The sequence below is a fragment of the Salipiger sp. genome (assembly GCF_059781815.1).
Genome location: NZ_JBYNAH010000029.1, coordinates 8,275 through 30,163 on the forward strand (window position 1 = coordinate 8,275; position 21,889 = coordinate 30,163).

The 21,889-nt window shown below is 66.3% G+C and carries 23 protein-coding genes; 20 read left to right on the forward strand and 3 right to left on the reverse strand.

The genetic code is table 11. The annotated features are described in order from the left end of the window. Positions 1-75 precede the first annotated feature (75 nt). Both AC6RA4_RS05290 and AC6RA4_RS05295 read left to right on the forward strand, forming a co-directional pair. Complete coding sequence (locus tag AC6RA4_RS05290; RefSeq protein ID WP_500158108.1) at positions 76-924, forward strand: SMP-30/gluconolactonase/LRE family protein; 849 nt, start codon at positions 76-78, stop codon at positions 922-924. A gap of 1 nt (position 925) precedes the next feature. Further along, complete coding sequence (locus tag AC6RA4_RS05295) at positions 926-1,915, forward strand: aldose epimerase family protein (RefSeq protein WP_500158110.1); 990 nt, start codon at positions 926-928, stop codon at positions 1,913-1,915. A gap of 99 nt (positions 1,916-2,014) precedes the next feature. Here AC6RA4_RS05295 and AC6RA4_RS05300 read toward each other — a convergent pair whose 3' ends face one another. Together AC6RA4_RS05300 and AC6RA4_RS05305 are read right to left on the reverse strand one after the other, a co-directional pair. Next, the gene (locus AC6RA4_RS05300; RefSeq protein ID WP_500158112.1) at positions 2,015-3,271 is read right to left on the reverse strand and encodes an alpha-hydroxy acid oxidase; all 1,257 of its coding nucleotides are present in this window, start codon (positions 3,269-3,271) and stop codon (positions 2,015-2,017) included. After that, positions 3,264-3,992: a FadR/GntR family transcriptional regulator gene (locus tag AC6RA4_RS05305; protein WP_500158114.1), complete on the reverse strand. Its 729-nt coding sequence runs from the start codon at positions 3,990-3,992 to the stop codon at positions 3,264-3,266. Before AC6RA4_RS05305 ends, AC6RA4_RS05300 begins: the two co-directional genes overlap by 8 nt. Before the next feature lie 116 nt (positions 3,993-4,108). Between AC6RA4_RS05305 and AC6RA4_RS05310 the strand changes: the two genes are divergently transcribed. Next, complete coding sequence (locus tag AC6RA4_RS05310) at positions 4,109-5,026, forward strand: 2-hydroxyacid dehydrogenase (protein WP_500158116.1); 918 nt, start codon at positions 4,109-4,111, stop codon at positions 5,024-5,026. A 10-nt stretch (positions 5,027-5,036) separates the two neighbouring features. Here AC6RA4_RS05310 and AC6RA4_RS05315 read toward each other — a convergent pair whose 3' ends face one another. Continuing rightward, a complete protein-coding gene (locus tag AC6RA4_RS05315; protein WP_500158118.1) occupies positions 5,037-5,729 on the reverse strand; it encodes a GntR family transcriptional regulator in 693 nt (230 codons plus the stop codon). A 146-nt stretch (positions 5,730-5,875) separates the two neighbouring features. On the opposite strand from AC6RA4_RS05315, the gene dctP reads away from it, so the two are divergent. From dctP to AC6RA4_RS05400, 17 genes are all read left to right on the forward strand, one after another. Beyond that, entirely contained in the window at positions 5,876-6,898 is a 1,023-nt protein-coding gene (gene dctP / locus AC6RA4_RS05320; RefSeq protein ID WP_500158120.1) for a TRAP transporter substrate-binding protein DctP, read from the forward strand. A gap of 74 nt (positions 6,899-6,972) precedes the next feature. Next, a complete protein-coding gene (locus AC6RA4_RS05325; RefSeq protein WP_500158122.1) occupies positions 6,973-7,494 on the forward strand; it encodes a TRAP transporter small permease subunit in 522 nt (173 codons plus the stop codon). Further along, positions 7,484-8,800, forward strand: a complete 1,317-nt coding sequence (locus AC6RA4_RS05330) for a TRAP transporter large permease (RefSeq protein ID WP_500158124.1) — start codon at positions 7,484-7,486, stop codon at positions 8,798-8,800. Before AC6RA4_RS05325 ends, AC6RA4_RS05330 begins: the two co-directional genes overlap by 11 nt. 10 nt (positions 8,801-8,810) lie before the next feature. Then, on the forward strand, positions 8,811-8,972 hold the full coding sequence (locus tag AC6RA4_RS05335; RefSeq protein ID WP_500158126.1) for a hypothetical protein: 162 nt from the start codon (positions 8,811-8,813) through the stop codon (positions 8,970-8,972). A gap of 5 nt (positions 8,973-8,977) precedes the next feature. After that, the gene (araD, locus tag AC6RA4_RS05340) at positions 8,978-10,711 is read left to right on the forward strand and encodes an L-arabinonate dehydratase (RefSeq protein ID WP_500158128.1); all 1,734 of its coding nucleotides are present in this window, start codon (positions 8,978-8,980) and stop codon (positions 10,709-10,711) included. A gap of 11 nt (positions 10,712-10,722) precedes the next feature. Then, the gene (locus AC6RA4_RS05345) at positions 10,723-11,448 is read left to right on the forward strand and encodes a ribonuclease activity regulator RraA (RefSeq protein WP_500158130.1); all 726 of its coding nucleotides are present in this window, start codon (positions 10,723-10,725) and stop codon (positions 11,446-11,448) included. 68 nt (positions 11,449-11,516) lie between these two features. Next, complete coding sequence (locus AC6RA4_RS05350) at positions 11,517-13,031, forward strand: aldehyde dehydrogenase (NADP(+)) (protein ID WP_500158132.1); 1,515 nt, start codon at positions 11,517-11,519, stop codon at positions 13,029-13,031. Positions 13,032-13,384: 353 nt separating this feature from the next. After that, positions 13,385-14,107, forward strand: a complete 723-nt coding sequence (locus AC6RA4_RS05355) for a GntR family transcriptional regulator (RefSeq protein ID WP_500158134.1) — start codon at positions 13,385-13,387, stop codon at positions 14,105-14,107. A 378-nt stretch (positions 14,108-14,485) separates the two neighbouring features. Then, positions 14,486-14,872: a cupin domain-containing protein gene (locus AC6RA4_RS05360; protein ID WP_500158136.1), complete on the forward strand. Its 387-nt coding sequence runs from the start codon at positions 14,486-14,488 to the stop codon at positions 14,870-14,872. 33 nt (positions 14,873-14,905) lie between these two features. Continuing rightward, positions 14,906-15,856, forward strand: coding sequence for a 3-hydroxyacyl-CoA dehydrogenase (locus AC6RA4_RS05365; RefSeq protein WP_500158138.1), 951 nt, complete (start codon positions 14,906-14,908; stop codon positions 15,854-15,856). Then, complete coding sequence (locus AC6RA4_RS05370; RefSeq protein WP_500158140.1) at positions 15,853-16,647, forward strand: aspartate dehydrogenase; 795 nt, start codon at positions 15,853-15,855, stop codon at positions 16,645-16,647. Before AC6RA4_RS05365 ends, AC6RA4_RS05370 begins: the two co-directional genes overlap by 4 nt. Positions 16,648-16,730: 83 nt before the next feature. Beyond that, the gene (locus tag AC6RA4_RS05375) at positions 16,731-17,786 is read left to right on the forward strand and encodes a type 2 periplasmic-binding domain-containing protein (RefSeq protein ID WP_500158142.1); all 1,056 of its coding nucleotides are present in this window, start codon (positions 16,731-16,733) and stop codon (positions 17,784-17,786) included. Between the two features lie 167 nt (positions 17,787-17,953). Next, entirely contained in the window at positions 17,954-18,499 is a 546-nt protein-coding gene (locus AC6RA4_RS05380) for a TRAP transporter small permease subunit (protein WP_500158143.1), read from the forward strand. Then, the gene (locus tag AC6RA4_RS05385; RefSeq protein WP_500158145.1) at positions 18,499-19,809 is read left to right on the forward strand and encodes a TRAP transporter large permease; all 1,311 of its coding nucleotides are present in this window, start codon (positions 18,499-18,501) and stop codon (positions 19,807-19,809) included. Before AC6RA4_RS05380 ends, AC6RA4_RS05385 begins: the two co-directional genes overlap by 1 nt. 60 nt (positions 19,810-19,869) lie before the next feature. Next, positions 19,870-20,184 (forward strand): NIPSNAP family protein, encoded by a 315-nt coding sequence (locus tag AC6RA4_RS05390; protein WP_500158147.1) that lies wholly within the window; start codon positions 19,870-19,872, stop codon positions 20,182-20,184. Continuing rightward, positions 20,181-20,996 carry an alpha/beta fold hydrolase gene (locus AC6RA4_RS05395; RefSeq protein WP_500158149.1) on the forward strand — a complete coding sequence of 272 codons (816 nt, stop codon included), beginning with the start codon at positions 20,181-20,183 and terminating at the stop codon, positions 20,994-20,996. The genes AC6RA4_RS05390 and AC6RA4_RS05395 overlap by 4 nt, the downstream gene beginning before the upstream one ends. Positions 20,997-21,005: 9 nt before the next feature. Continuing rightward, a complete protein-coding gene (locus AC6RA4_RS05400) occupies positions 21,006-21,767 on the forward strand; it encodes an SDR family oxidoreductase (RefSeq protein WP_500158151.1) in 762 nt (253 codons plus the stop codon). The last annotated feature ends 122 nt before the right edge of the window (positions 21,768-21,889 follow it).

A 21,889-nucleotide genomic window follows, 5' to 3' on the forward strand; every position in this document is an offset into this window, starting at 1 on the left:
CTGCTGCCCTGCCGGGGGGGGTGGTGACTCTTGGTGGGTGGTGCGTGTCCCCCCCCGCGCCGGGGGTTTGACGACATGACCGCGACCATCTGCGACACCCGCCCCTGCGAGCTGGGCGAAGGCGCGTTCTGGCACCCGGAGCGGCAACAGCTTTTCTGGTTCGACATCCTGCGTGCGCGGATGCTCTCGGTCGACGCCACGGGCCCGCGGACCTGGCAGTTCGACGAGATGCACTCCGCCGCCGGCTGGATCGACCGCGAGACGCTGCTGATCGCCTCCGAGACCGGGCTATGGCGCTTCGATATCGGCTCCGGCGCGCGCGAGCGGCTGGCCGGGATCGAGGCCGACAGCGCTGCCACCCGCTCGAATGACGGGCGCGCGGATCCTCAGGGCGGCTTCTGGATCGGGACGATGGGCAAACAGGCCGAGCCCGAGGCGGGCGCGATCTATCGCTACGTCGATGGCGAGGTGACCCTGCTCTATGACCGCATCTCGATCCCGAACGCGATCTGTTTCAGCCCCGACGGGACAAGCGGGTATTTCGCCGACACCCGCCGGCAGATCATCTGGCGGGTGGCGCTCGACGCGGGCGGCTGGCCGCGCGGCGAGCGAAAGGTCTTCCTCGACCTGAGTGCGCAGGGCCTGTTTCCCGACGGCGCGGTGATCGACGCCGAGGGCGGGCTGTGGAACGCCCAGTGGGGCGCGAACCGGGTCGCGCGCTACCTGCCTGATGGACGGTTCCACCGCGAGATCCTCGTGGGCGGGCGGCACAGCGCCTGCCCGGCCTTTGGTGGGCCCGACCTAAGGCGGCTCTATGTCACCACCGCGCGCGAGGGAATCGCGCAGCCCGACGCCGCGCAGGGGTTGCTCTATCAGGCCGAAAGCCCGGTCGCGGGCCGTCCCGAGCCGAGGGTGCGGGCCTGACATGGCGCGCGGACAGGTCTCCGTCTTTGGCACGCTGCCCAATGGCACGCAGGTCACGCAGGTCGAGATCGGGAGCGGCGCGCTCCGCGCCTCGCTCCTGAGCCACGGCGCGCGCCTGCGCGTCCTGCGGCTCGACGGGGTGGCCCATCCGCTCGTCCTCGGGGCGTCGCGTCTCGCGCCCTATCTTGGCGAGATGGCCTATTTCGGTGCTACGGTGGGGCGCTATGCCAACCGGATTGCCGGGGGCCGATTCACGCTCGACGGGCAGGAGGTCCAGCTCGACCGCAACGAGGCCGGCCGGACCTGCCTGCACGGGGGCCGCGAGGGGGCGGCCACTATACCGTGGCGGTTGGTCGACCATGGCATCGATCACGCGCGTTTCACGCTGACCCTGCCGGACGGTCACATGGGTTTCCCCGGAGAGCTCGCCGTCACCACCACCTACCGCTGCCGCGGGAGTGCGCTCGAGATCGTCACCGAAGCCAAGCCCGACGCTCCCTGCCCACTCTCCTTCGCGCATCATTCCTATTTTGCGCTGACCGATGGCGGTGACATCGCGCCCTGCCTCCTCCAGATCGCCGCAGAGCACTACCTGCCCGTCGATGCGCAGAAGATCCCGACCGGCGAAATCGCGGCCGTTGCTGGCACACCCTTCGACTTCCGAGAGCCCCGAGCCCTTCGGGATCAGGCCCTCGACCACAACTTCTGCCTTTCCCCGGGCACCTCGCCCGCGGCCCGCGTAACGGCACCGTCGGGGCTGCAACTCGACGTGGAGACCGACGCACCGGGCTTGCAGGTCTACACTGCCGATCACTTTGGGGCGACAAAGACAGCCCCGGGGGGCTGTCCGCACCTCGTGCCGCGATCCGGTCTCGCGCTGGAAACGCAGGAATGGCCGAATGCACCAAACAAATCAACTTTTCCGTGCTCAGTGATCCGCTCCGGCGAAGTCTACCGCAACCAGACGACCTACAGGTTCCACAAGTCATGAGCCGACGTTTGCCGCATCGTCGCTTTGGCTTGAAGAGTGGGAGCGTTCTGGCATCCAATTCGGTCATTTTGACATCGCTTCAGCAGAAATGGGCGGCGCCTACCGACAAGCTCGCCGCCGCGAAAGCTCCGATGGGCGCGGCGCCGCGAAACGAAAGCGCGTCAGAGAGAGGGCCTCAGGGCCCATCTCCCTGATCGCCGTCAGCCCCAGCATACCGATATCGGCGCGCAGCTCGTTGACCAGGATTCGAATGGCATGCTCGACCCCGGGCTGCCCGGCTACCGTTGCGGCGTAGTTGAACGGCCGGCCGAGGAACACGAAAGCTGCCCCGAGACCCGCCGCCTTCAGGATGTCGGTGCCGCGCCAAAAACCGCCGTCGATCATGACGGGCAGCTCCGGGACCGCGGCCACCACGGACGGCAGGGCGCGCAATGGCGACAGCGCGTGGTCGAGTTGGCGGCCTCCATGGTTGGAAACGATGATCGCGTCGACCCCGGTGTCGCGCGCCCGGATCGCATCCTGCGGATGCAGGATCCCCTTCAGGACAAGCCGGCCAGCCCATTCCCGACGCACCTGCTTGACCTGCGCCCAACTCAGGCGCTCGCGACCGGAAAAGTCCCGTACCGCCCGGCTCGAGAGCAGCGGCGCGCCGCGCCCGGCATCGGCGTTTTCGAAATACGGCATGCCGTGCTGTGCGAAGGTCCGAAGGAAAGTGCCGATCGCCCAGCCAGGATGGGTCATCCCGTCCCAGGCCAGCTTGAGGTTCGGGCGCAGCGGCGTCTTGTAGCCATTGCGGACGTTGTTCTCGCGGCTCGGCACGACCGAGCTGTCGACAGTGATCACGAAGGTGCCGATCCCCGCCGTCGCCACGCGCTTCAGCAGCGCCGAGACATCCTCCGGCTCAGGCGGCAGGTAGGCCTGGTACCAGACGCCCGGCGCCGCCTCGGCGATCTCCTCCATGCGGATCAGCGAGGCGGCGCTGATGACCATCGGTATGCCTGCGGCCTCTGCCGCTTTCGCCAGGGCGAGATCGCCGCGATAGCCACTGAGCGAGGAGACGCCCATCGGCGCGATGCCGAACGGTGCTGAGTAGGTTCGGCCCAGAAGCTCAGTCTCGAGCGATCTGCTCGAGACATCGCGCAGGACGCGGGTGACGAAGTCGATCTCGGCGAAGGCGGCTTGGTTGCCCTCCAGCGCGGCGTTGGTCTCGGCCGCGCCGGAGATGTAGCCGAAGATCGGCTTCGGTAATTTACGTGCCGCGGCCTTTTCGAAATCGCGCAGCGACAGGATCCTGCGCAGTCTCCGCTCAACAATGGCATTCGCACCACGCGAGAGCAGCGAGGGCGTGTCAGTCATTCCGGTCTGCCTTTCCAGTGCGCGCGCCAACCGCGCCACCGATCTCTGCGAGCACGCGCGAGAGGTGCTTCTGCATAGCGCTTTCGGCGGCCTCCGGGTCGCGGGCGATAATGGCATCGCAGATTGCCACGTGATCGGCGTGATTTCTTTCTCGCGACGGGCGGTCATGCATGGCGAGGATGCGCTTCTGCTCAGCACCGAAGACCTTGATCAGCGACAGGATCGTGTCGGCAAGAATCGGGTTGTCGGCGGCCTCAGCAATCCGCGCGTGGATGCTCATGTTGGCCTTGTGCTCACCACCGGCGCCGCTCAGGGCGCGCTCGGCGGCTTCGATGGCCTCGCGCAGCGCCCCGGCCTGCAGGTCAGTAATGTACCGCGCCGCCTTGGCGGCAACTGCGGGCTCGATGGCGAGACGTGCGTCGAGCAGGTGAAGCAATGTCTGGTCATGGCCCAGCAGCGCATCGGGATGACCGGTGATCACCGGCAGGTGCGTGCGCGTCATGTAAATGCCCGAGCCGTGTCGGATCTCGACCCCGCCGAGATTGGCGACCCGTTGTAGCGCCTCGCGCATGGTCGGCACCGAGACCCCGAAGCGCTCCGAGAGCGCCTTGATCGACGGCAGCCGGTCGCCCGGCGCGAGCCCCTCCTCGCGCGCCATCTCCAGCACCGCCTGGACTAGCGTTTCTGTCAGCGAGGGCATTCTGCCGAGAAGATGGGCCACGCGCGTCTCCAAAGTAAAGGTCATCTGATGACTAGTTGACTTGTTCGGATCCGTCAATATGGTCGAGCTCGCACATTCCGGGAGCGCGCCAGCTTCCGCCCCAGAAGGAGACTGCGATGACGACCCGACCTCTTGTCCTCAAGGCTGCGAAACTTCCCGACGAGATCGCCTCTGCACTGGCCGCATCGTTCGAGGTGGTCGACCTGCCCGAGGGTGAGGCCGAGATCGCGGCGACCCTGCGGGAGCACGGCCCGCGCATTCGCGGCATCGCGGTCAGGAAGCGACAGATCCGCGCCGACCTGCTCGACAGCTTGCCGACGCTCGAGATCGTCGCAAGCTATTCCGCCGGGCTCGAGAACGTCGATACCGAGCATTGCCACCAATCCGGCATCGCGGTCACCAACACCTCGCACATCCTCGCCGAAGAGGTCGCCAACCTGACGGTGATGCACTGCCTCGCGGTGACGCGGCAGCTTGTACGCGCGCACGAGTTCGTCCGCTCCGAGGACTGGACGCGCGGACAGTTTCCCCTCACCCATTCACTGAACGGCATGGAAGTGGGCATCATTGGGCTCGGGCATATCGGTCAAGCCATAGCTCGCCGGCTCGAGGTGATGGGCGCGCGCGTCAGCTACTACGGGCCGCGGAAGAAACCGGTCGAGCTGCCTTATTTCGACAGTCCCGAGGCGCTGGCGGAGGCGACACAGATGCTGGTCGTGTCCTGCCCGCTGAGCGACACCACGCGCGGCCTCGTGAGCCGCGAGGTGATCGCAGCGCTCGGGCAGGACGGATATCTCGTGAACATCTCGCGCGGACCCATCGTCGACGAGGACGGTCTGATCGCGGCGCTCAAAGCGAAACAGCTCGCCGGCGCGGCGCTCGACGTGTTCGAGCAAGAGCCCCATGTGCCCGAAGCCCTCAGGACGCACCCCTCGGTCATCCTGACACCGCATATCGGATCTGGCACCGAAGAGACCCGGCGCCAGATGGGGCTGTCAATGGTGCAGTCGCTGAGAGAGGCGCTGGGGGCCTGAGGCCCGCCTCTCAGGCGGCAAAGAAATCCGGGTTCCGCTCGCGAATCTGATCGGCCATGGCGAGCGTGCCGGAGAGGTGCTCGCGCAGCACGGCGCAGGCCGCCTCGACATCGCCGGCCTCGATCGCGTCGAGAATGCGGGTATGGCAATCGACGATCGATTGCGTCTTGCCCGGGTCGGGCAGGTTCAGCTTGCGCAGCCGGTCGATATGGCCCGAGCGCGCATCGATCACCGAGAACAGGCTCTCGACCCCAACCGCTTCATAAAGCGCGTAATGGAAGGCACGGTCGAGCCGCACGAAGGACGAGAGGTCGCCTGCCTCCCGCGCCGCGATCTGCTGCGCGAGGTTGGAGCGCGCGGCCTGGATCGGCGCCGCGGACCCCTGCTGCGCCAGGCGCCGGACGACCTCGAGCTCGAGCGACAGGCGCAGAAAGTGAGTCTCCTGCGCATGCGCGAGGTCAATCTTCGACACCTCGGTCTTCGACTGCGGGAAGATCCGGATCAGACCCTCTTCCTCGAGCTTAATGAGCGCATCCCGCACCGGGGTCAGGCTGACCTGATACTCCGTCGCGATCTCAGAGCGCGAGATGTACTGCCCGGGCGCGAGGTCGAGGTTCAGGATTCGCTCGCGCAGAGAGTCATGGAGCGTGACGCTGGCCGACGCGCGCCGGATCGTCGGACGCCGACGCTGCTGGGGGGTCATCATATCGTTCGGCAACGGTTTTATCGCTCTGCATCCACTTCTTTGACGGAGACTATAAACAAGTCTTGCTCGATGCACACTAATATATTAGCACATTAGAAGGCCGGGGAGGAGGGCTTCCCGGGTGAATAGGGGAGGAAACCCAGATGAAATTCGCGAGAACCGCGCTCCTTGCAGGCTGCGCATCTGTCATCGCAGCCGTCGCCCACGCGGAAACATTCAACATCCAGACGTCGTTCAACGCGGGCGATTTCTCGACCCAGTACCTGACCGAGAACTGGCTTCCGAAGATCAAGGAACGGACCGATGGCCGGGTCGAGGTCATCCTGTCGCCGAACAGCGCCGTGGTTCCGGCGCGCGAGACTCAGGAAGCCATCGCCGCCGGCGTCATCGACGGCGACTGGACCTCGGCCTCCTATTTCGTCGGCGTCGAGCCGGCCTACGGCCTTCTTGGCGACCTGATTGCCGGATACGACACGCCCGAGCAAATGATGGGCTTCTGCCGCGAAGGCGGCGGCGAGGCGCTGTTCCAGAAGGCGGCCGACAGCCTGACCGGCGGCGAGGTCAAGGTCGTGGCCTGCGGCCCCTACTCGCGCGAGGCACTCGCCTCCCGTGTACCGATCCGCACTTTCGAGGACCTGCAGGGCAAGAAGATCCGCTCCCCTGAAGGCATGGCCTCGGCGGTGTTCCAGGCGGCCGGCGCCTCTCCGGTCAGCATCCCCTTCTCCGAGGTCTTCGGGGCGCTCGAGAAAGGCATCGTCGACGCGGCCGACGCTTCTGCTTACGTCAACAACGACGCCACCGGCATGCAGGACGTGGCCCCCTACCCGCTCTACCCCGGCATCCATTCGATGCCGAACATGCAATTTACCGTGAACATGGAGAAGTGGGAGTCGCTGTCCGAGGAAGATCAGACCGCGCTGCGCGACTGGTGGTACGAGGCACAATCCTCGATGCGCGACGAGGTGCACAAGCTCGACCAGGAACTGGCCGCCCGCGACGACGCCTCCGAGAAGATCGAGGTCATCAACTGGGCGCAGGAAGACCGCGACCAGATGCGTGAAGTCGCGCGCGGACAGTGGGAGGAATATGCCACCAAGTCCGAGCTCGCGAAAGAAGTCTACGACGCGCATATCGCCTACATGACGAAGATCGGCCTGTTGAAGTAAGCTACCGTCTCTCCGCCCCGGCCGTGCACGACCGGGGCGGTCCATCCCCCCCCACCATACTCGTGGAGAAAGCGATGTCTCGCCTTCTTGCCCGCTATGCCGACGGCATGGACCGCTTCAGCGTCTTTGTCGGCCAGGCCTGCTCTGTCCTGTTCTTCACCTGCATCGCCATATCCGCGCTCGAGGTGGTGCTGCGCTACGGCTTCGACCGGCCGACGGTCTGGTCGACCGAGCTTGCCATGACGCTCTGCGCGACCGCCTGGGTGCTGGCCGTGGGCTTCGTGACCGAGCGCAACCGGCACATCTCGATCACCATGCTCGAGCTGGTGGTCAGCCCTCGGGTCTGGCGCCTGTTTCGGCTGCTGCAGATGCTGATCGCCTTCGGCTCCATCCTGATCCTGACCATCGCGCTCTGGAAGCCGGCGATGAAAGTCCTTTCGCGCACCGAATTCGCGGGCACCGCGCTGAACTCGATCCAGCCGACGATCTTCAAGGTCCTGATCGTGATCGGCTGCCTCCTCTACCTCGCCCAGTTGGCCGCGAACATTATTCGCTGGATCCAACGCACCGAAGGAGACATGTCCAGTGGGCATTGAATACATCACCCTCCTGATCGTCGTCTCGCTGCTGGGGCTGATGGCGGTCGGCGTACCGCTCGGCATCACCACGCTCACGGTCTCGCTGGCCACGGCCATCCTCTATTTCGGCACCCGCGCCGGCTTCTTCATCGTCGCCGCCAACGTCAGCGAGGTTCTGCACAAGTACGAACTGATCGCGGTGCCGTTCTTCGTCTTCATGGCGAACGTGTTGGAACGATCAGGAATCGCCAAATCCCTCTTCGACTCCATGGCCATCATGGGCGGACGCTTCCGCGGCTCGGTCGGGGTGCAGACCTGCATCGTCGCCGTGGTGCTGGCCGCCATGTCCGGCATCATGGGCGGCGAGATCGTGATGCTCGGCCTGATCGCGCTGCCGCAGATGCTGCGGCTCGGCTATGACAAGCACCTGTCGATCGGCATCATTTGCGCCGCCGGCGCGCTGGCCACGCTGATCCCGCCCTCGGTCGTTCTCATCATCTACGGCCTCGCGGCGCAGGTCTCGATCACCAAGCTCTTCGCCGCCTCTGCGGTGCCCGGGCTGATCCTCGCCTCGCTCTACATCACCTACATCCTCATCCGGGTGCGGCTGAAGCCCTCGATGGCACCGATCTACGACATCCCCGAGACCGGCCTGCCTTTCTTCCAGCGCCTGAAGTTCCTCAAGGGCGTGATCCTTCCCGGCCTGCTGATCGGGACCGTGCTGGGCATCATCTATTCCGGCATCGCCACCGTCACCGAGGCCGCCGCCATCGGCGCCGTGGGGGCCCTGGTGGTCGCCGCAATCCGCGGCGAGCTGCAGTGGAAGATGGCCCGCGACGCAATGCGCCAGACGGTGCTCACCGTGGGCTCGATCATCTGGCTCGTGCTGGGCGCAGTGTCGCTGATCGGGATCTACAACCGCATCGGCGGCGGAGAGTTCCTCCGTGGCATCCTGACCGGGCTCGACGTCGCCCCGATCATGGTGATCGTCGTGATGATGCTCATCGTGATGGTGCTTGGCACCTTCCTCGAATGGATCGCGATCATCTTCATCACCGTGCCGATCTTCGCCCCCGTGGTCGTCGATCTTGGCTTCGACCCGGTCTGGTTCGGCGTGCTCTTCGCCATGAACATCCAGATCTACTACCTCTCGCCGCCCTTCGGCCCCGCCTGCTTCTTCCTGAAGTCGGTCGCGCCGAAAGGCATCGAGCTGCAGGACATCTTTGTCGCCGTGCTGCCCTTCATCGCGCTGCAGGCCGTCGGGCTGTTCCTGGTGCTCTTCATACCCGAGCTGGCGCTCTGGCTGCCCTCGCTGATGGAATAGGAGACCCACCATGTCAGATGACCATCTCACCCGGCAGGACGAGGACATCTCCGCACCCGAGCTAGAAGCGGAAGACAGCCAGGACGGCTACGACTTCGGCAACTGGCCCGAGCTCTTCGGCCTCGTTCTAACCGGCCTCCTGATCTGGCTCACATTCGCTTTCACGGGATGACCGACATGACCCGAAAGACACCTGAAACCCTGCGGTCGGCCCGCTGGTTCGCGCCTGACGACCTGCGCTCCTTCGGCCACCGCTCGCGGATGATGCAGCTCGGCTACGGCGAAGAGGATTACCGCGACAAGCCGGTGATCGGCGTTCTCAACACCTGGTCCGAGCTCAACACCTGCCACGCCCATTTCAAGGACCGCGTGCATGACGTGAAGCGCGGCGTGCTGCAGGCCGGCGGCCTGCCGGTCGAGATGCCGGCGCTGTCGGTCGACGAGAGCAACATCAAGCCGACCTCGATGCTCTACCGCAACATGCTGGCGATGGAGACCGAGGAGATGATCCGCTGTCACCCGCTCGACGGCGTGGTGCTGATGGGCGGCTGCGACAAGACCACGCCCGGCCTCGTCATGGGCGCGATCAGCGCCGGTGTGCCGCTGATCTACCTGCCCGCGGGGCCGATGCTGCGCGGCAACTACGCCGGCAAGATCCTCGGCTCGGGCTCGGACGCGTGGAAATACTGGGACGAGCGCCGCGCCGGCAACATCTCCGACGAGGAGTGGCTCGGCGTGCAGGGCGGCATCGCGCGCTCGGCGGGCACGTGCATGACCATGGGCACCGCCTCGACCATGACCGCCATTGCCGACGCCATGGGCATCACCCTGCCCGGCGCCTCGTCGATCCCGGCGGTCGACAGCAACCACCAGCGCATGTCGGCCGCCTGCGGGCGCCGCATCGTCGAGATGGTCTGGGAGGATATGACCCCCGACCAGATCATCACCGCCGCCGCCTGCCGCAACGCCGCCATCGTCGCCATGGCGACCGGCTGCTCGACCAACGCGGTGGTCCACCTCATCGCCATGGCGCGCCGCGCCGGCGTGCCGATGCAGCTCGAGGAGCTTGACGCGCTCGGCCGCACCACGCCGCTGATCGCCAATGTCCGCCCCTCGGGCAAGGACTACCTGATGGAGGATTTCTACTATGCCGGCGGCCTGCGCGCGCTGATGAAGCAACTCGAGGACCGGCTCGACACCTCCTGCATGACGGTCACCGGCAAGACCGTGGGCGAGAATCTCGAAGGCGCCGAGGTCTACAATGACGATGTCATCCGGCCGCTCTCGAACCCGGTCTACCACGAGGGCTCGCTGGCGGTGCTGAAGGGCAATCTCTGCCCCGATGGCGCGGTGATCAAGCCCGCCGCCTGCGATCCGAAATACCACGTGCACGAAGGTCCGGCGCTTGTGTTCGACAGCTATCCCGAGATGAAGAAATTCGTCGATGACGAGACCTCCGAGGTGAGCCCAGACCACGTCATGGTGCTGCGCAATGCCGGCCCGCTCGGCGGACCGGGCTTCCCGGAATGGGGCATGCTGCCGATCCCCAAGGCACTGATCAAGCAGGGCCACCGCGACATGCTGCGGATCTCGGACGCGCGCATGTCGGGCACCTCCTACGGCGCCTGCGTGCTGCACGTCTCGCCCGAGAGCTTCGTCGGCGGCCCGCTGGCGCTGCTCAAGACCGGCGACATCGTGCGCCTCGACCTGCCCAACCGCTCGCTCGACATGCTGGTCAGCGAGGAGGAGCTGGAGGCCCGCCGTAAGGCGCTCGTGCCGCCGGAGCCGCGCTTCGAGCGGGGCTGGGGCTGGATGTTCTCCAAGCACGTGCTGCAGGCCGATCAGGGCTGCGACTTCGACTTCCTGAAATCCGACTTCGGCAAGACCGCCGGAGAACCCGACATCTTCTGAGGACTCCAGAAATGACCGATTACGTCCTGTCCGACGAGACCCGCGCCAGGTACAAGCGCATCTCGACCGCCTCCATCGCGACCCAGCTCTACAAGCGCGGCCTGCGCAACCAGTTCATCCAGGGCGTCCAGCCGGTCGCCGCGAAAGCCGAGAACATGGTCGGGCAGGCCTTCACCCTGCGCTACATCCCGGCCCGCGAGGATCGCAACCCGATCGAGGTGTTCCGCAACGCCGATCACCCGCAGCGCGTCGCGGTCGAGACCTGCCCCGCCGGGCACGTGCTGGTAATGGATGCGCGCGGCGATAGCTCGGCGGCGACCGCAGGCTCGATCCTCGTCACCCGGATGGCGGTGCGCGGCTGCGCCGGGCTGGTCACCGATGGCGGCCTACGCGATTTCGAGGGCATCGGCGCGCTCGACATGCCGGCCTATGCCGCCTGCCCCTCGGCCCCCACCAACCTCACCAAGCACGAGGCGCTCGACATCAACGTGCCGATCGCCTGCGGCGAGGTCGCGGTGTTCCCCGGCGACGTGCTGGTGGGCGACGGCGACGGCGTGATGGTGATCCCGGCGCATCTTTCGGAAGAGATCGCCGAGGTCTGCGCCGGCATGGAGGATTTCGAGGCCTTCGTGCTCGAAGAGGTCGAAAACGGCGCGCCGATCATCGGGCTCTACCCCTGCACCAAGGACGAGAACCAGAAGAAGTTCGAAGCCTGGCGCGACAAGACCGGCTGCTGAGCAACGTCACGGCAGACGGGCGCGGCACGCTCCGCGCCCGTTTTCCTGCACAGATGAAAGGACACCCCATGAGCTTCACTCCCCATGGCAAGCACCTGATCGCCGGCGCCTGGATCGGCACCGAGGCGACCTTCTCCTCCGAGCCGGCCCACGGCCCGGCGCATGACTTCTCCGTCGGCACGCCCGAGCTCGTCGATCAGGCGGTGCAGGCCGCCGAAGAGGCGTTCTGGAGCTACGGCTATTCCAGCCGCGCGGACCGCGCCGCCTTCCTCAATGCCATCGCCGACGAGATCGAGGCCCGCGCCGAGGCCATCACCGAGATCGGCACGCAGGAAACCGGCCTGCCCGAGGCCCGGCTGCAGGGCGAGCGCGGCCGCACCACCGGCCAGCTGAGGCTCTTCGCCGAGCACATCCGCAAGGACGAGTATCTCGACCGCCGTCACGACGAAGCGCTGCCCGACCGCGCGCCGCTGCCGCGCCCCGACCTGCGGATGATGCAGCGCCCGGTCGGCCCGGTGGCCGTGTTCGGCGCCTCGAACTTCCCGCTGGCCTTCTCGGCCGCCGGCGGCGACACCGCCGCGGCGCTGGCCGCCGGCTGCCCGGTGGTGGTCAAGGGCCACTCCGCACATCCCGGCACCGGCGAGATCGTCGCCGAGGCGATCCAGGCCGCCATCGCGTCCTGCGGCATGCCCAAGGGCGTATTCTCGCTGATCCAGGGCGGCAAGCGCGATGTTGGACAGGCGCTGGTGCAGCACCCGCTGATCAAGGCGGTGGGCTTCACCGGCTCGCTCGGCGGTGGCCGTGCGCTCTTCGATCTCTGCGCCCAGCGTCCCGAGCCGATCCCGTTCTTCGGCGAGCTTGGCTCGGTCAACCCAATGTTCATGCTGCCCGAGGCGGTGGCCGCGCGCGGCGCCGATCTCGGCACCGCCTGGGCGGGGTCGCTGACCATGGGCGCAGGCCAGTTCTGCACCAATCCCGGCATCGCCGTGGTACTGGAGGGCCCCGAGAGCGACGCCTTCGTCGAAGCCGCCCGCGCCGCGCTCTCGGAGGCCGGCGGGCAGGTCATGCTGACCGATGGCATCGCCGAGGCCTACAGCTCCGGCGCGGCTAAGATGGGCGAACAGACCGGGGTGCAGGACCTGCTGACCTCGATGTGCGACCGCCGCGAGGCCAAGCCGTTCCTCTACAAGGTCGCCGCCGCCGACTGGCTCGGCAACCACGCGCTGAGCGAAGAGGTGTTCGGACCGCTGGGGCTCGTGGTGGTGGCGCGCGATGCAGATGAGATGGACAAGGTCGCGCGCAGCTTCGACGGCCAGCTCACCGCGACCCTGCACATGGATGCAGGCGACACCGCCCTTGCCCGCCGGCTGCTGCCGGTGCTCGAGCGCAAGGCAGGCCGGGTGCTGGCCAACGGCTTCCCGACCGGCGTCGAGGTCTGCGACAGCATGGTGCATGGCGGCCCCTACCCCGCCTCGACCAATTTCGGCGCCACCTCGGTCGGCACGCTGTCGATCCGCCGCTTCCTGCGCCCGGTCTGCTACCAGAACCTGCCCGAGGGCATCCTGCCTATGGATCTGGGTTAAAACTTCATAAAAGGCACAATGCGCGAACGAGGGGTGGTCGGCGTAAGCTGACCACCCCCTGTTGCCTCCGGGCCCCAGCGCCGGCTTGCCTCGGCGTCCCTCACCGACACCTGGCGGCGCGTTCTCCCGACGCGTGAGCCCGGTGGGAAAGATGCACCAGCCCCCCGTCACGACATTTTTTATCATCCTCCCTTCGCCGCCGCCCTGTCGGTCGCGCGCGGGCCGTTCACGGCGCCCTCCGCCATTGGCCCGAACGAGGCGCGGCAATGATGATTGGACCCTCGCGGCAAATATTGTATAAAATAATTCTGCCGCCGCTTTGGCCGCACCAGCCATTCAGGAGCACGACGGGGATGAAGCAACCCAAGACCACGACCCCTCACGGGGCGCCCGTCCTTGAGGCCGACACCGTCACGCAGCGCGACAGCTATCCGACGCTGCACGCCCGCATCCTCGACAGCCTTCGCGAAGATATCCTCTCCGGCGCACTGGTAGAGGGCACGGCGCTCCGGCAAGACCAGCTGGCAAGCCGGTACGGCGCCAGCCGCATCCCCGTGCGCGAGGCGCTTCTGCAGCTCGAGGGCGAGGGGCTGGTGCGCCAGCAGGCCAACCGAGGCTATACCGTCTCCAAGCTGTCGCTCGCAGAAATCAGCGAGGAGTTCGATCTCCGGGCAATGCTGGAGTCGGATCTCATCATGCGCGCCATTCCCTTCATGAAGCGCCAGCACCTGTCGGACGCTCGCGAAGTACTTGATAGATTGGAAGGAAAAGGCGGAAAGATCGTTGACGCTCGGGAGTGGGGCGAACAGAACTGGCTGTTTCACCGCCTCTTGCTCGAACCGGCAGGGCGCGAACGCACCCTACGCATCATCCACAATCTGCACCGCAGTGGCGGGCGCTACGTCCGCATGCACATGAGCCTGACGGACCGCACCAAGGAAGGTGCGGATATCGAACACCGCAAGCTGTTGCGCGCCTGCGCCGAGCGCGACGTGCACGAGGCGCGCCGGGTCATGGCAGAGCACATCCTCCTGGCCCGCGATGAGTTGATGGTGGCGCTTGGGAACCGGCGCTGACCGCAAACACATTCCCCCTGCTTCTCATTCAACCGAGCGCCGCGACGACTCGCGCCGCCTGAGCGCGCGTGGCCGCGAAACCGGTGCGCCGCGCCGAGTTTCCAGCGGCGAAACACGATCTGAACAGCGTTTTGCGGCTCGAAACCCCGCAAGCCCCTCCTTTTCTGCCCAATATTCGCGCGAAAACGTGCATTTAACGTGTTCTTTTCCGTGCCTCCCGCCGAATCCCTTTCGACAAATTGTATAAAATGTAGTGTCGGTCCAACGGTCGGACCTCACTCGCATGCCGATGACAAGTTGCGAGCCGCACGGAGCCCGGCCCGCAAACAGAGACTTGTTCCGCCGGGCCACGGCGGACGCACCCGAAGGAAAGACATTATGACCGTCCTCAAGCACGACGCCTCCGAAACCGAACTCTGGCGCGACGGCGTTCGGACCGAGATGCGGGTCTCGGCGCTCAACGGGGCCCACCAGCTTTGCATCTTCGAGCAGTGGTGCGACGCGGGCCTCGGGGCTCCGATCCATGAGCACGCGGTTGAGGAAGTTCTGGAAGTAATTGGCGGCACTGCCGAAATCTGGCTCGATGACGAGACCATGATCGTGACCGCGAACCATTCGGTGCTGATCCCGCGCGGCGCGATGCACGGCTTCAAGAACATCGGCGACGATATTCTGCACGTGCGCGCCACGCTTGCCGCCGCCGTGTTCGAAGCCAGCTACGACGATCGCGCCGAGCTGTCGCGCCGTTATTCGCCGAAGGTCTGAGCAGTGAGCGTAGGCGACCAAGGACCAGAGCAGATGACTTTCAGCAAAATCGCGATCCTGGGCTCGGGCGTCATCGGCGCGTCCTGGGCAATTGTATACGCACGCTCCGGCTGCGACGTCGCGATCTACGAGCGCAGCGAGGCGTTTCGAGACAGCGCGATGCTGCGCCTGGAAAACAGCCTTTCGAGCTCGACCTCGTTGCTCCGCGAGGGCGAGACCGTGAAAGACGTGTTGGCCCGCATCAGCCTGCACGACACGCTCGAGGCCGCCGTGGCCGGGGCTGAGTTCGTACACGAGTGCATCGTGGAAAAGCTCGACAGCAAGAAGCAGATCTTCGCCGCGCTGAACGACGTCGCCGAGCCTGACGCAATCCTTGCCAGCACCACGTCGAGCTTTCCTGTGTCGCATTTCGCCTCGGATCTCGCCTGTCGCGACCGCTGCATCATCGTGCACCCCGCCACGCCGCCGCACCTGCTTCCCGTGACCGAGATCTGCCCCGCTCCCTTCACCTCCGCCGAGGTGACCGACCGGACCACCGCCTTCATGCGCGACTGCGGCCAGATTCCGGTGCGCATCAGGAAGGAAGTCGAAGGCTTCGTGCTGAACCGCATGCAGGCGGCGCTGCTGGTCGAGATGCTGACCCTGCTACGCGAGGACCTGATCGACGCACGCGACATCGACGCCATCATCAGCGAGGGGTTCGGCCTTCGCTGGGCCTTCCTCGGCCCGTTCGAGGGGGTCGATCTGAACGCCCCGGGCGGCATCCGCCAGTATCTCGACCGCTATGGCTTCCTCGCCCGCGATCGCGGCAGGGATTACGGGCTCGGCGACGTGCTTCCGCCCGAGACCATCGACACGCTGCACGATTACGCTCGCAGTCGCATCCCGCTCGAGGCGCTGCCCGAGAAGGTGGCGTGGCGCGATGAATCCATCCTCGCCCTCCGGGCGCTCAAGGCCGAGCGCGGCAGCGTGGACCGGGCATGACCGTGGCCGCTCAAGACACATCCCTGCGGGTCGGTCTGATCGGCTTCGGCGCCATCGGGCGCTCGGTCGCGGCGCTGCTGCCGGCCTCCGTCGCGCTCGGCGTGCTGACGCGCAGCCGCCCCGCCGACCTGCCAGAGGGCGCCGAGGCGTTTGCCGACCCCGATGCGTTTTTGGCCTGGGCCCCCGATGTGGTGATCGAGGCCGCCTCCGCCGAAGCCTTCGCGCTGCACGCCCCGGCCTGTCTCGAGCAGGGCATCGATGTCGTCGCGGCTTCTGTCGGGGCGCTGCAGGACAGCGCGCTTCTGGACCGTGTCATGGAGATCTGCAGCGAAACCGGCAGCCGTCTGGTGGTGCCCGCGGGGGCGGTCGGCGGGCTCGACCATATCGCCGCCGCCGCGCTGCATCCCGAGACCTCTGTCACCTACATCTCGCGCAAGCCGCCCGCCGCATGGACGGCGGAGCTCGAGGCGATGGGAAAGGCCGAGGTGGCGACGCGCAGCGAGGTCAGCCTCTACGAAGGCAACGCCCGCGAGGCGGCCGCCCGCTACCCGCGCAACCTCAATGCCGGGCTTACCATCGCGCTCGCCGCCGGTTTCGACCGCGTCCGGGTGCGCGTGCTGGCCGATCCCGCGGTGGTGCGCAACACACACGAGATCGTCGTCTCGGGGCCCCTCGGAACGAGCACCATGAGCTTTTGCAACATGCCCGCCGCCGCGAACCCCAAGACTTCGGCGATCACCGCCTACAGCCTCGTTTCAGCCACGCTGCGCCGGTTCGAAGCCCTGCAATGACGCCTCCGGCCGGGCCGCCGTGCAGCGGCCCGCCGCACCAAACTCAGACCCATAACCAAGAGATCCAACAGGAGACCCCAACCATGAAGACACTGGCGAACACCACCGCCTCCGCGGCCCTTGCCATCGGCCTCGCTGCAACCGGCGCTTCGGCGCAGGACACCGTCGAGCTGAGCATGGCCACGCCCTGGGCCGGCGGCCACTGGCTCGAGATCGGTGCCAACAGCTACGCCGAGAACGTCGCCGAGCTGACCGAAGGCCGCGTCACCATCAACGTCTTCCCCGCCGGCGCGCTCGGGCCGGCGCTCGACGTCACCGAGACCGTGCAGATGGGCATCGCCGACATGGGCCATGCCTGGGGCGGCTATGACTGGTCGGTCGACCGCACCAGCGCGCTGTTCGGCGGCTGGCCGGGTGGCCCGACCCCCGAGGAATACATGATGTGGCTCTACAACGGCAACGGGCTGGAGCTGTGGAAAGAATGGCGCGCCGACGTGTTCGACGTGATCGCCATCCCCTGCGGCGTGACCGAGACCGAGGTCTTCATGCATTCGCACAAGAAGGTGCAGACGCCCGAGGATCTGCAGGGCCTGAAGCTGCGCACCTCCTCGGCCTGGGCCGAGATCGCCCCCAAGCTGGGCGTGTCGACCGTGACGCTGCCGGGCTCCGAAGTGTTCTCGGCGCTTGAGCGCCAGGTCGTCGACGCGATCGAATGGGGCGGCCCGGGCGGCAACATGCAGGAAGGCTTCGACAAGATCGCGCCCTACATGATGATGCCGGGCGTGCACTCGCGCGCGGCCGTGCATGACTGCATCTTCAACGAAGCCGCCTGGGACAAGATCTCGGATGGCGACAAGGCGCTGATGGAAATCGCCGGCCGCCTGACCATGCTCGACACTTATCTCGGCTATGCCGAGAACGACCTCGTGGCCTTCGAGAAGCTGAAGGAAGAGTCGCCGGTCGAGATGGTGCAGATCGACCAGAGCCTCGTCGAGGCGGCCACCGAGGCGTCCAACGAATGGGCGACCGAGCAATCCGCCGAGAACGAGTGGTTCAAGCGCGTCTTCGAGGACCAGTCCGCCTTCCTCGAAGGTCTGTCGGGCCTTTCCGAGTTCCGCTTCGCGCCCGGCTCGCGCTGAGCCTCTGAGACCCTCCGGCGCGCGTTGTCCCGGCGCGCCGGCCACCGCCCTTTCATGACACGACCGGCGCTGGCGGCCCGACCGCTGGCGCTTCCATCCGCGTATCGCCGCGGGCGGCGCGCCGCGGCGTGCCCCACGCGCCGAGCAATGCCCAGGGGAGTTCCACCTTGAGGACCCTGATCTCACTCATCGAAACCATCTCGCTCTGGACCGGGCGGCTCGCCGCGCTGCTGCTGGTGCCCCTGGTCTTTGCCATGGTCTACGAAGTGGTCAGCCGCTACGTCTTTGCCGCGCCGACCCAGTGGGCCTTCGAGATCAGCTACATGCTCATGGGCACGATCTTCACGCTGGGGCTGTCCTACTGCCTGCGCAACGACGCGCATGTGAATGTCGACATCCTTCCCTCGATCCTGCCCCGCCGCGCCAACGCGGTGATCGAGGTGCTGGCCTATGGCGGCATAACCGTCGTTCTGGTCTGGCTCACGATCACGCTGGGCGAGGGCGTGGCCCGCACCTACCGCACCGGCGAGGGCTCGGGGCTCTCGGCCTGGAACCCGCAGGTCTGGCCGTTCCGGCTGGTCTACACCATCGGCTTTGCGCTGTTCACGCTGCAGGTCTTCGGCCGGCTTCTGGAGGCGCTTCTGGTGCTGTTCGGCGGCACCCCGCCCAAGCACCCCGAAGCGACAACCGACGAGCAGGCGGGAGCGGCGTAATGGGTGATGCAGTCCTTCTGATGTTCCCGGCGCTGATCGTCCTGATCGCGCTCGGCATCCCGATCGCCTTCTCGATGGTGCTGGTGGCCAGCGTCTTCGGCTTCATCCGCTTCGAGGAGATCGTCTTCCGCCAGTTCGCGCAGCGCGTGGACGAGGTGGCCTCCAACTACGTGCTCGGCGCGATCCCGCTGTTCATCTTCATGGGCGCGATCCTCGAGCGCGCCGGCATCGCCGAACGCCTGTTCGACGCGATCTACATGTGGACAAGGCGCCTGCCCGGCGGGCTTGCCATCGCGGCGCTCGTCATGTGCACCATCTTCGCCGCCGCCTCGGGCGTCGTCGGCGCCACCGAGACGCTGGTAGGGATGCTGGCGATCCCGGCGATGCTCAAGCGCAAGTACGACAATTCCCTAATCGCGGGCACGATCTGCGCCGGCGGCTCGCTGGGCACGGTGATCCCGCCCTCGATCCCGGTGATCGTCTTGGCGCCGATCATGACCCTCCCGGTGGGCGATCTCATGGCCGGCATCCTCGTGCCCGGCCTGATGATGGCGGGGATGTTCTCGCTCTACATCATCGTCTCGGCCACGCTGAAACCCTCGCTCGCGCCGCGCGACACCGATCCCGACCCGTTCACCATGGGTGAGAAGATCCGCTTCACCCTCAAGGCTCTGGTGCCGCCAGTGGTACTCATCGCGCTGGTGCTGGGCACCCTGTTTAGCGGCCTCGCGACGCCCACCGAAGCCGCCGCCTGCGGCTCTGCCGGGGTGCTGTTCCTCGCGCTCTGCTATGGCAAGCTGAGTTTCAAGATGGTGCTCGACGCCTCGCTGCAGACCGTCTCGCTGACAGCGATGATCCTCGCCATCGTGCTGGCCGGGGTGATGTTCTCGGGCGTGCTCTTCGCCTCGGGCGGGATGATGGCGATCCGCGGCTTCCTCGACAGCTTCGGCTTCGGCACCGCCGGGGTGATCGCGCTCATCCTGATCATCACCTTTATCCTCGGCTTCGCCGTCGAGCTGACATCGATCGTGCTGATCATGACCTCGATCTCGGTGCCGATCCTGAAGTTCTACGATGTCGACCTGCTGTGGTTCTCCATCGTGTTCCTGATCACACTGCAGACCAGCTACCTGACCCCGCCGATGGCGCCGTCGATCTTCTATCTCAGGGCCATTGCCCCACCGACGATGACGCTCAAGCAGATGTACTGGGGGGTCATTCCCTTCATCCTCTGCCAGCTCATCGTGCTGGCGCTGGTCATCACCTTCCCCGAGCTGGCGACCTGGATGCCGAAGTTGATCTACGGCTGATCCGGGCCCCTCGCCGGCCACCGCTCGCAAGCGCCCCTTACACACAGGACCGACACCCGCATGATCTACGAAGAACGCGATTACCACATCAAACCCGGCAAGCTGCACACCTTCCTCGGCCTCTACCGCGATCACGGCGTCGCGCTGCAAAAGAAGCATCTCGGCACCTTCATCTCCTACTTCACCACCGAAATCGGCGAGCTGAACCATGTCGTCGCGCTCTGGGGCTACGAGAGCCTCGACCAGCGCGCCGAGATGCGGGCTCGGATGCTGGCCGACCCGGAATGGTCCGCCTATCTTGGCATGGTCGACGGGCTGATCCAGAGCCAGAACAGCCGCATCCTGACACCTGTCGATTTCTCGCCGCTGCAATGAGCGAGCTTGTCGTCACCACCCCGGACGGTGCCGCATTGAGGGCCCGTCGACACGGGAAGGGCCGACCGCTGGTGCTTGTCAGCGGGCTCGGCGGAACCGCCGGGTTTTGGGATCCCGCCATCGCGCTTCTGGACACAGAATTCGAGCTCATCACCTTCGATCAACGCGGCATCGCGGGATCGAGTCGCGGCAGCACGCCCGTCGACATCGCGCAGCTCGCCACCGACGTGCTCACCGTCTGCGACGCGATGGGGATCCCGAAAGCGGACCTGCTTGGTCATTCCACCGGCGGCTGCATCGTGAAGACCATCGCGGCCACCGCGCCCGAGCGGGTGGGCAACCTCGTTCTCAGCGCCGCATGGCTGCGACCCGGCAACTATCTGAAGGCCCTGTTCGAATTTCGTCTGCGCCTTCTCGCGACCGACCCTGCCGCCTATGCCGAGAGCGCGGCGCTTCTCTCCTATGCGCCAGAGTGGCTCGAGGCGAACTGGACAAGATACGAACGCGCCACCGCAACCCCGCCGAGCGATCCCGCCAAGCAGGCCATCGTGGCAGAGCGCATCCGCGCGCTGCTGGCCTACGACGGATCAGACCAGATCGGCGCCATCGAAGCGCGGACAATGGTGCTGGGCACGCTCGACGACATGATCGTTCCGGCCTTCCTGCAACGAGAGCTCGCCGCTCACCTGCCCGGCGCGGAGCTTCGGCTCCTGCCGGATGGCGGCCATTTCTACCCCGGCTCGCGGACCGAGATCTTCGCGCCATTGGTCGCGGATTGGCTCATGGACCGCGCTGCGACAAAGACAAGCTGAGAGGAAAGCATGAGACTGCAAGACAAGATCGCCGTGATCACCGGCGCCGCGTCGGGGATCGGCCACGAGACCGCCAGACGCTTTGCGCGCGAAGGGGCGGTCGTCATCGTCGCCGACCGCAATGAAAAGGCCGCGGAAGCCGTCGCGCAGGAGTTGCGTGACAGCGGCGCGGTGGCCGAGGCCGCAACCTTCGACGTCGCCGTCGAGGCCGAGGTCAAGGCGCTGCTTGATGGTGTGGTCGAGCGGCATGGCCGGCTCGACATCCTCGTGAACAACGCCGGATATGGCATCGCGGGCACCGTCGCCGACACCAGCGTCGACGATTGGGACGGGCTCTTCGCGGTCAACGTGCGGGGCGTCTACCTGGGCTGCAAGCACGCAATCCCGATCTTCACCGCGCAGGGCGGCGGGATCATCGTGAGCACCGCCTCGGGCGGGGCCATCGTCGGCATCGCCAACCGGGCTGCTTACACCGCATCGAAGGGCGCGGTCTCGGCGCTGACACGCGCCATGGCCATCGACCACGCCGATGCCAATATCCGGGTGAATTGCGTGGCCCCCGGCACCATCGAGACGCCGTACTTCACCGAGATCTTCGCCAAGTCTCCGGATGCAGCGGCGCTGCGCAAGGGGCTCGAGGACCGGCAGGTCATGGGCCGGATGGGCCGTCCTGAGGAGATCGCGAACGCGATCTTCTTCCTTGCCAGCGACGATGCGACGTTCTGCACCGGTTCGACCCTCGTGGTCGATGGAGGCTGGACGATACGCTGACGACCTGCCTCGCCAACCTCTGCTGTGGCGGCGAGAATCTGAATCCGTGATCAGAGTGGCCAAGCGGCGGGCAAACTGCCCGCCGCGTCTGAGGAATGCTCTTCTCCAGAAAAAGTACCTCG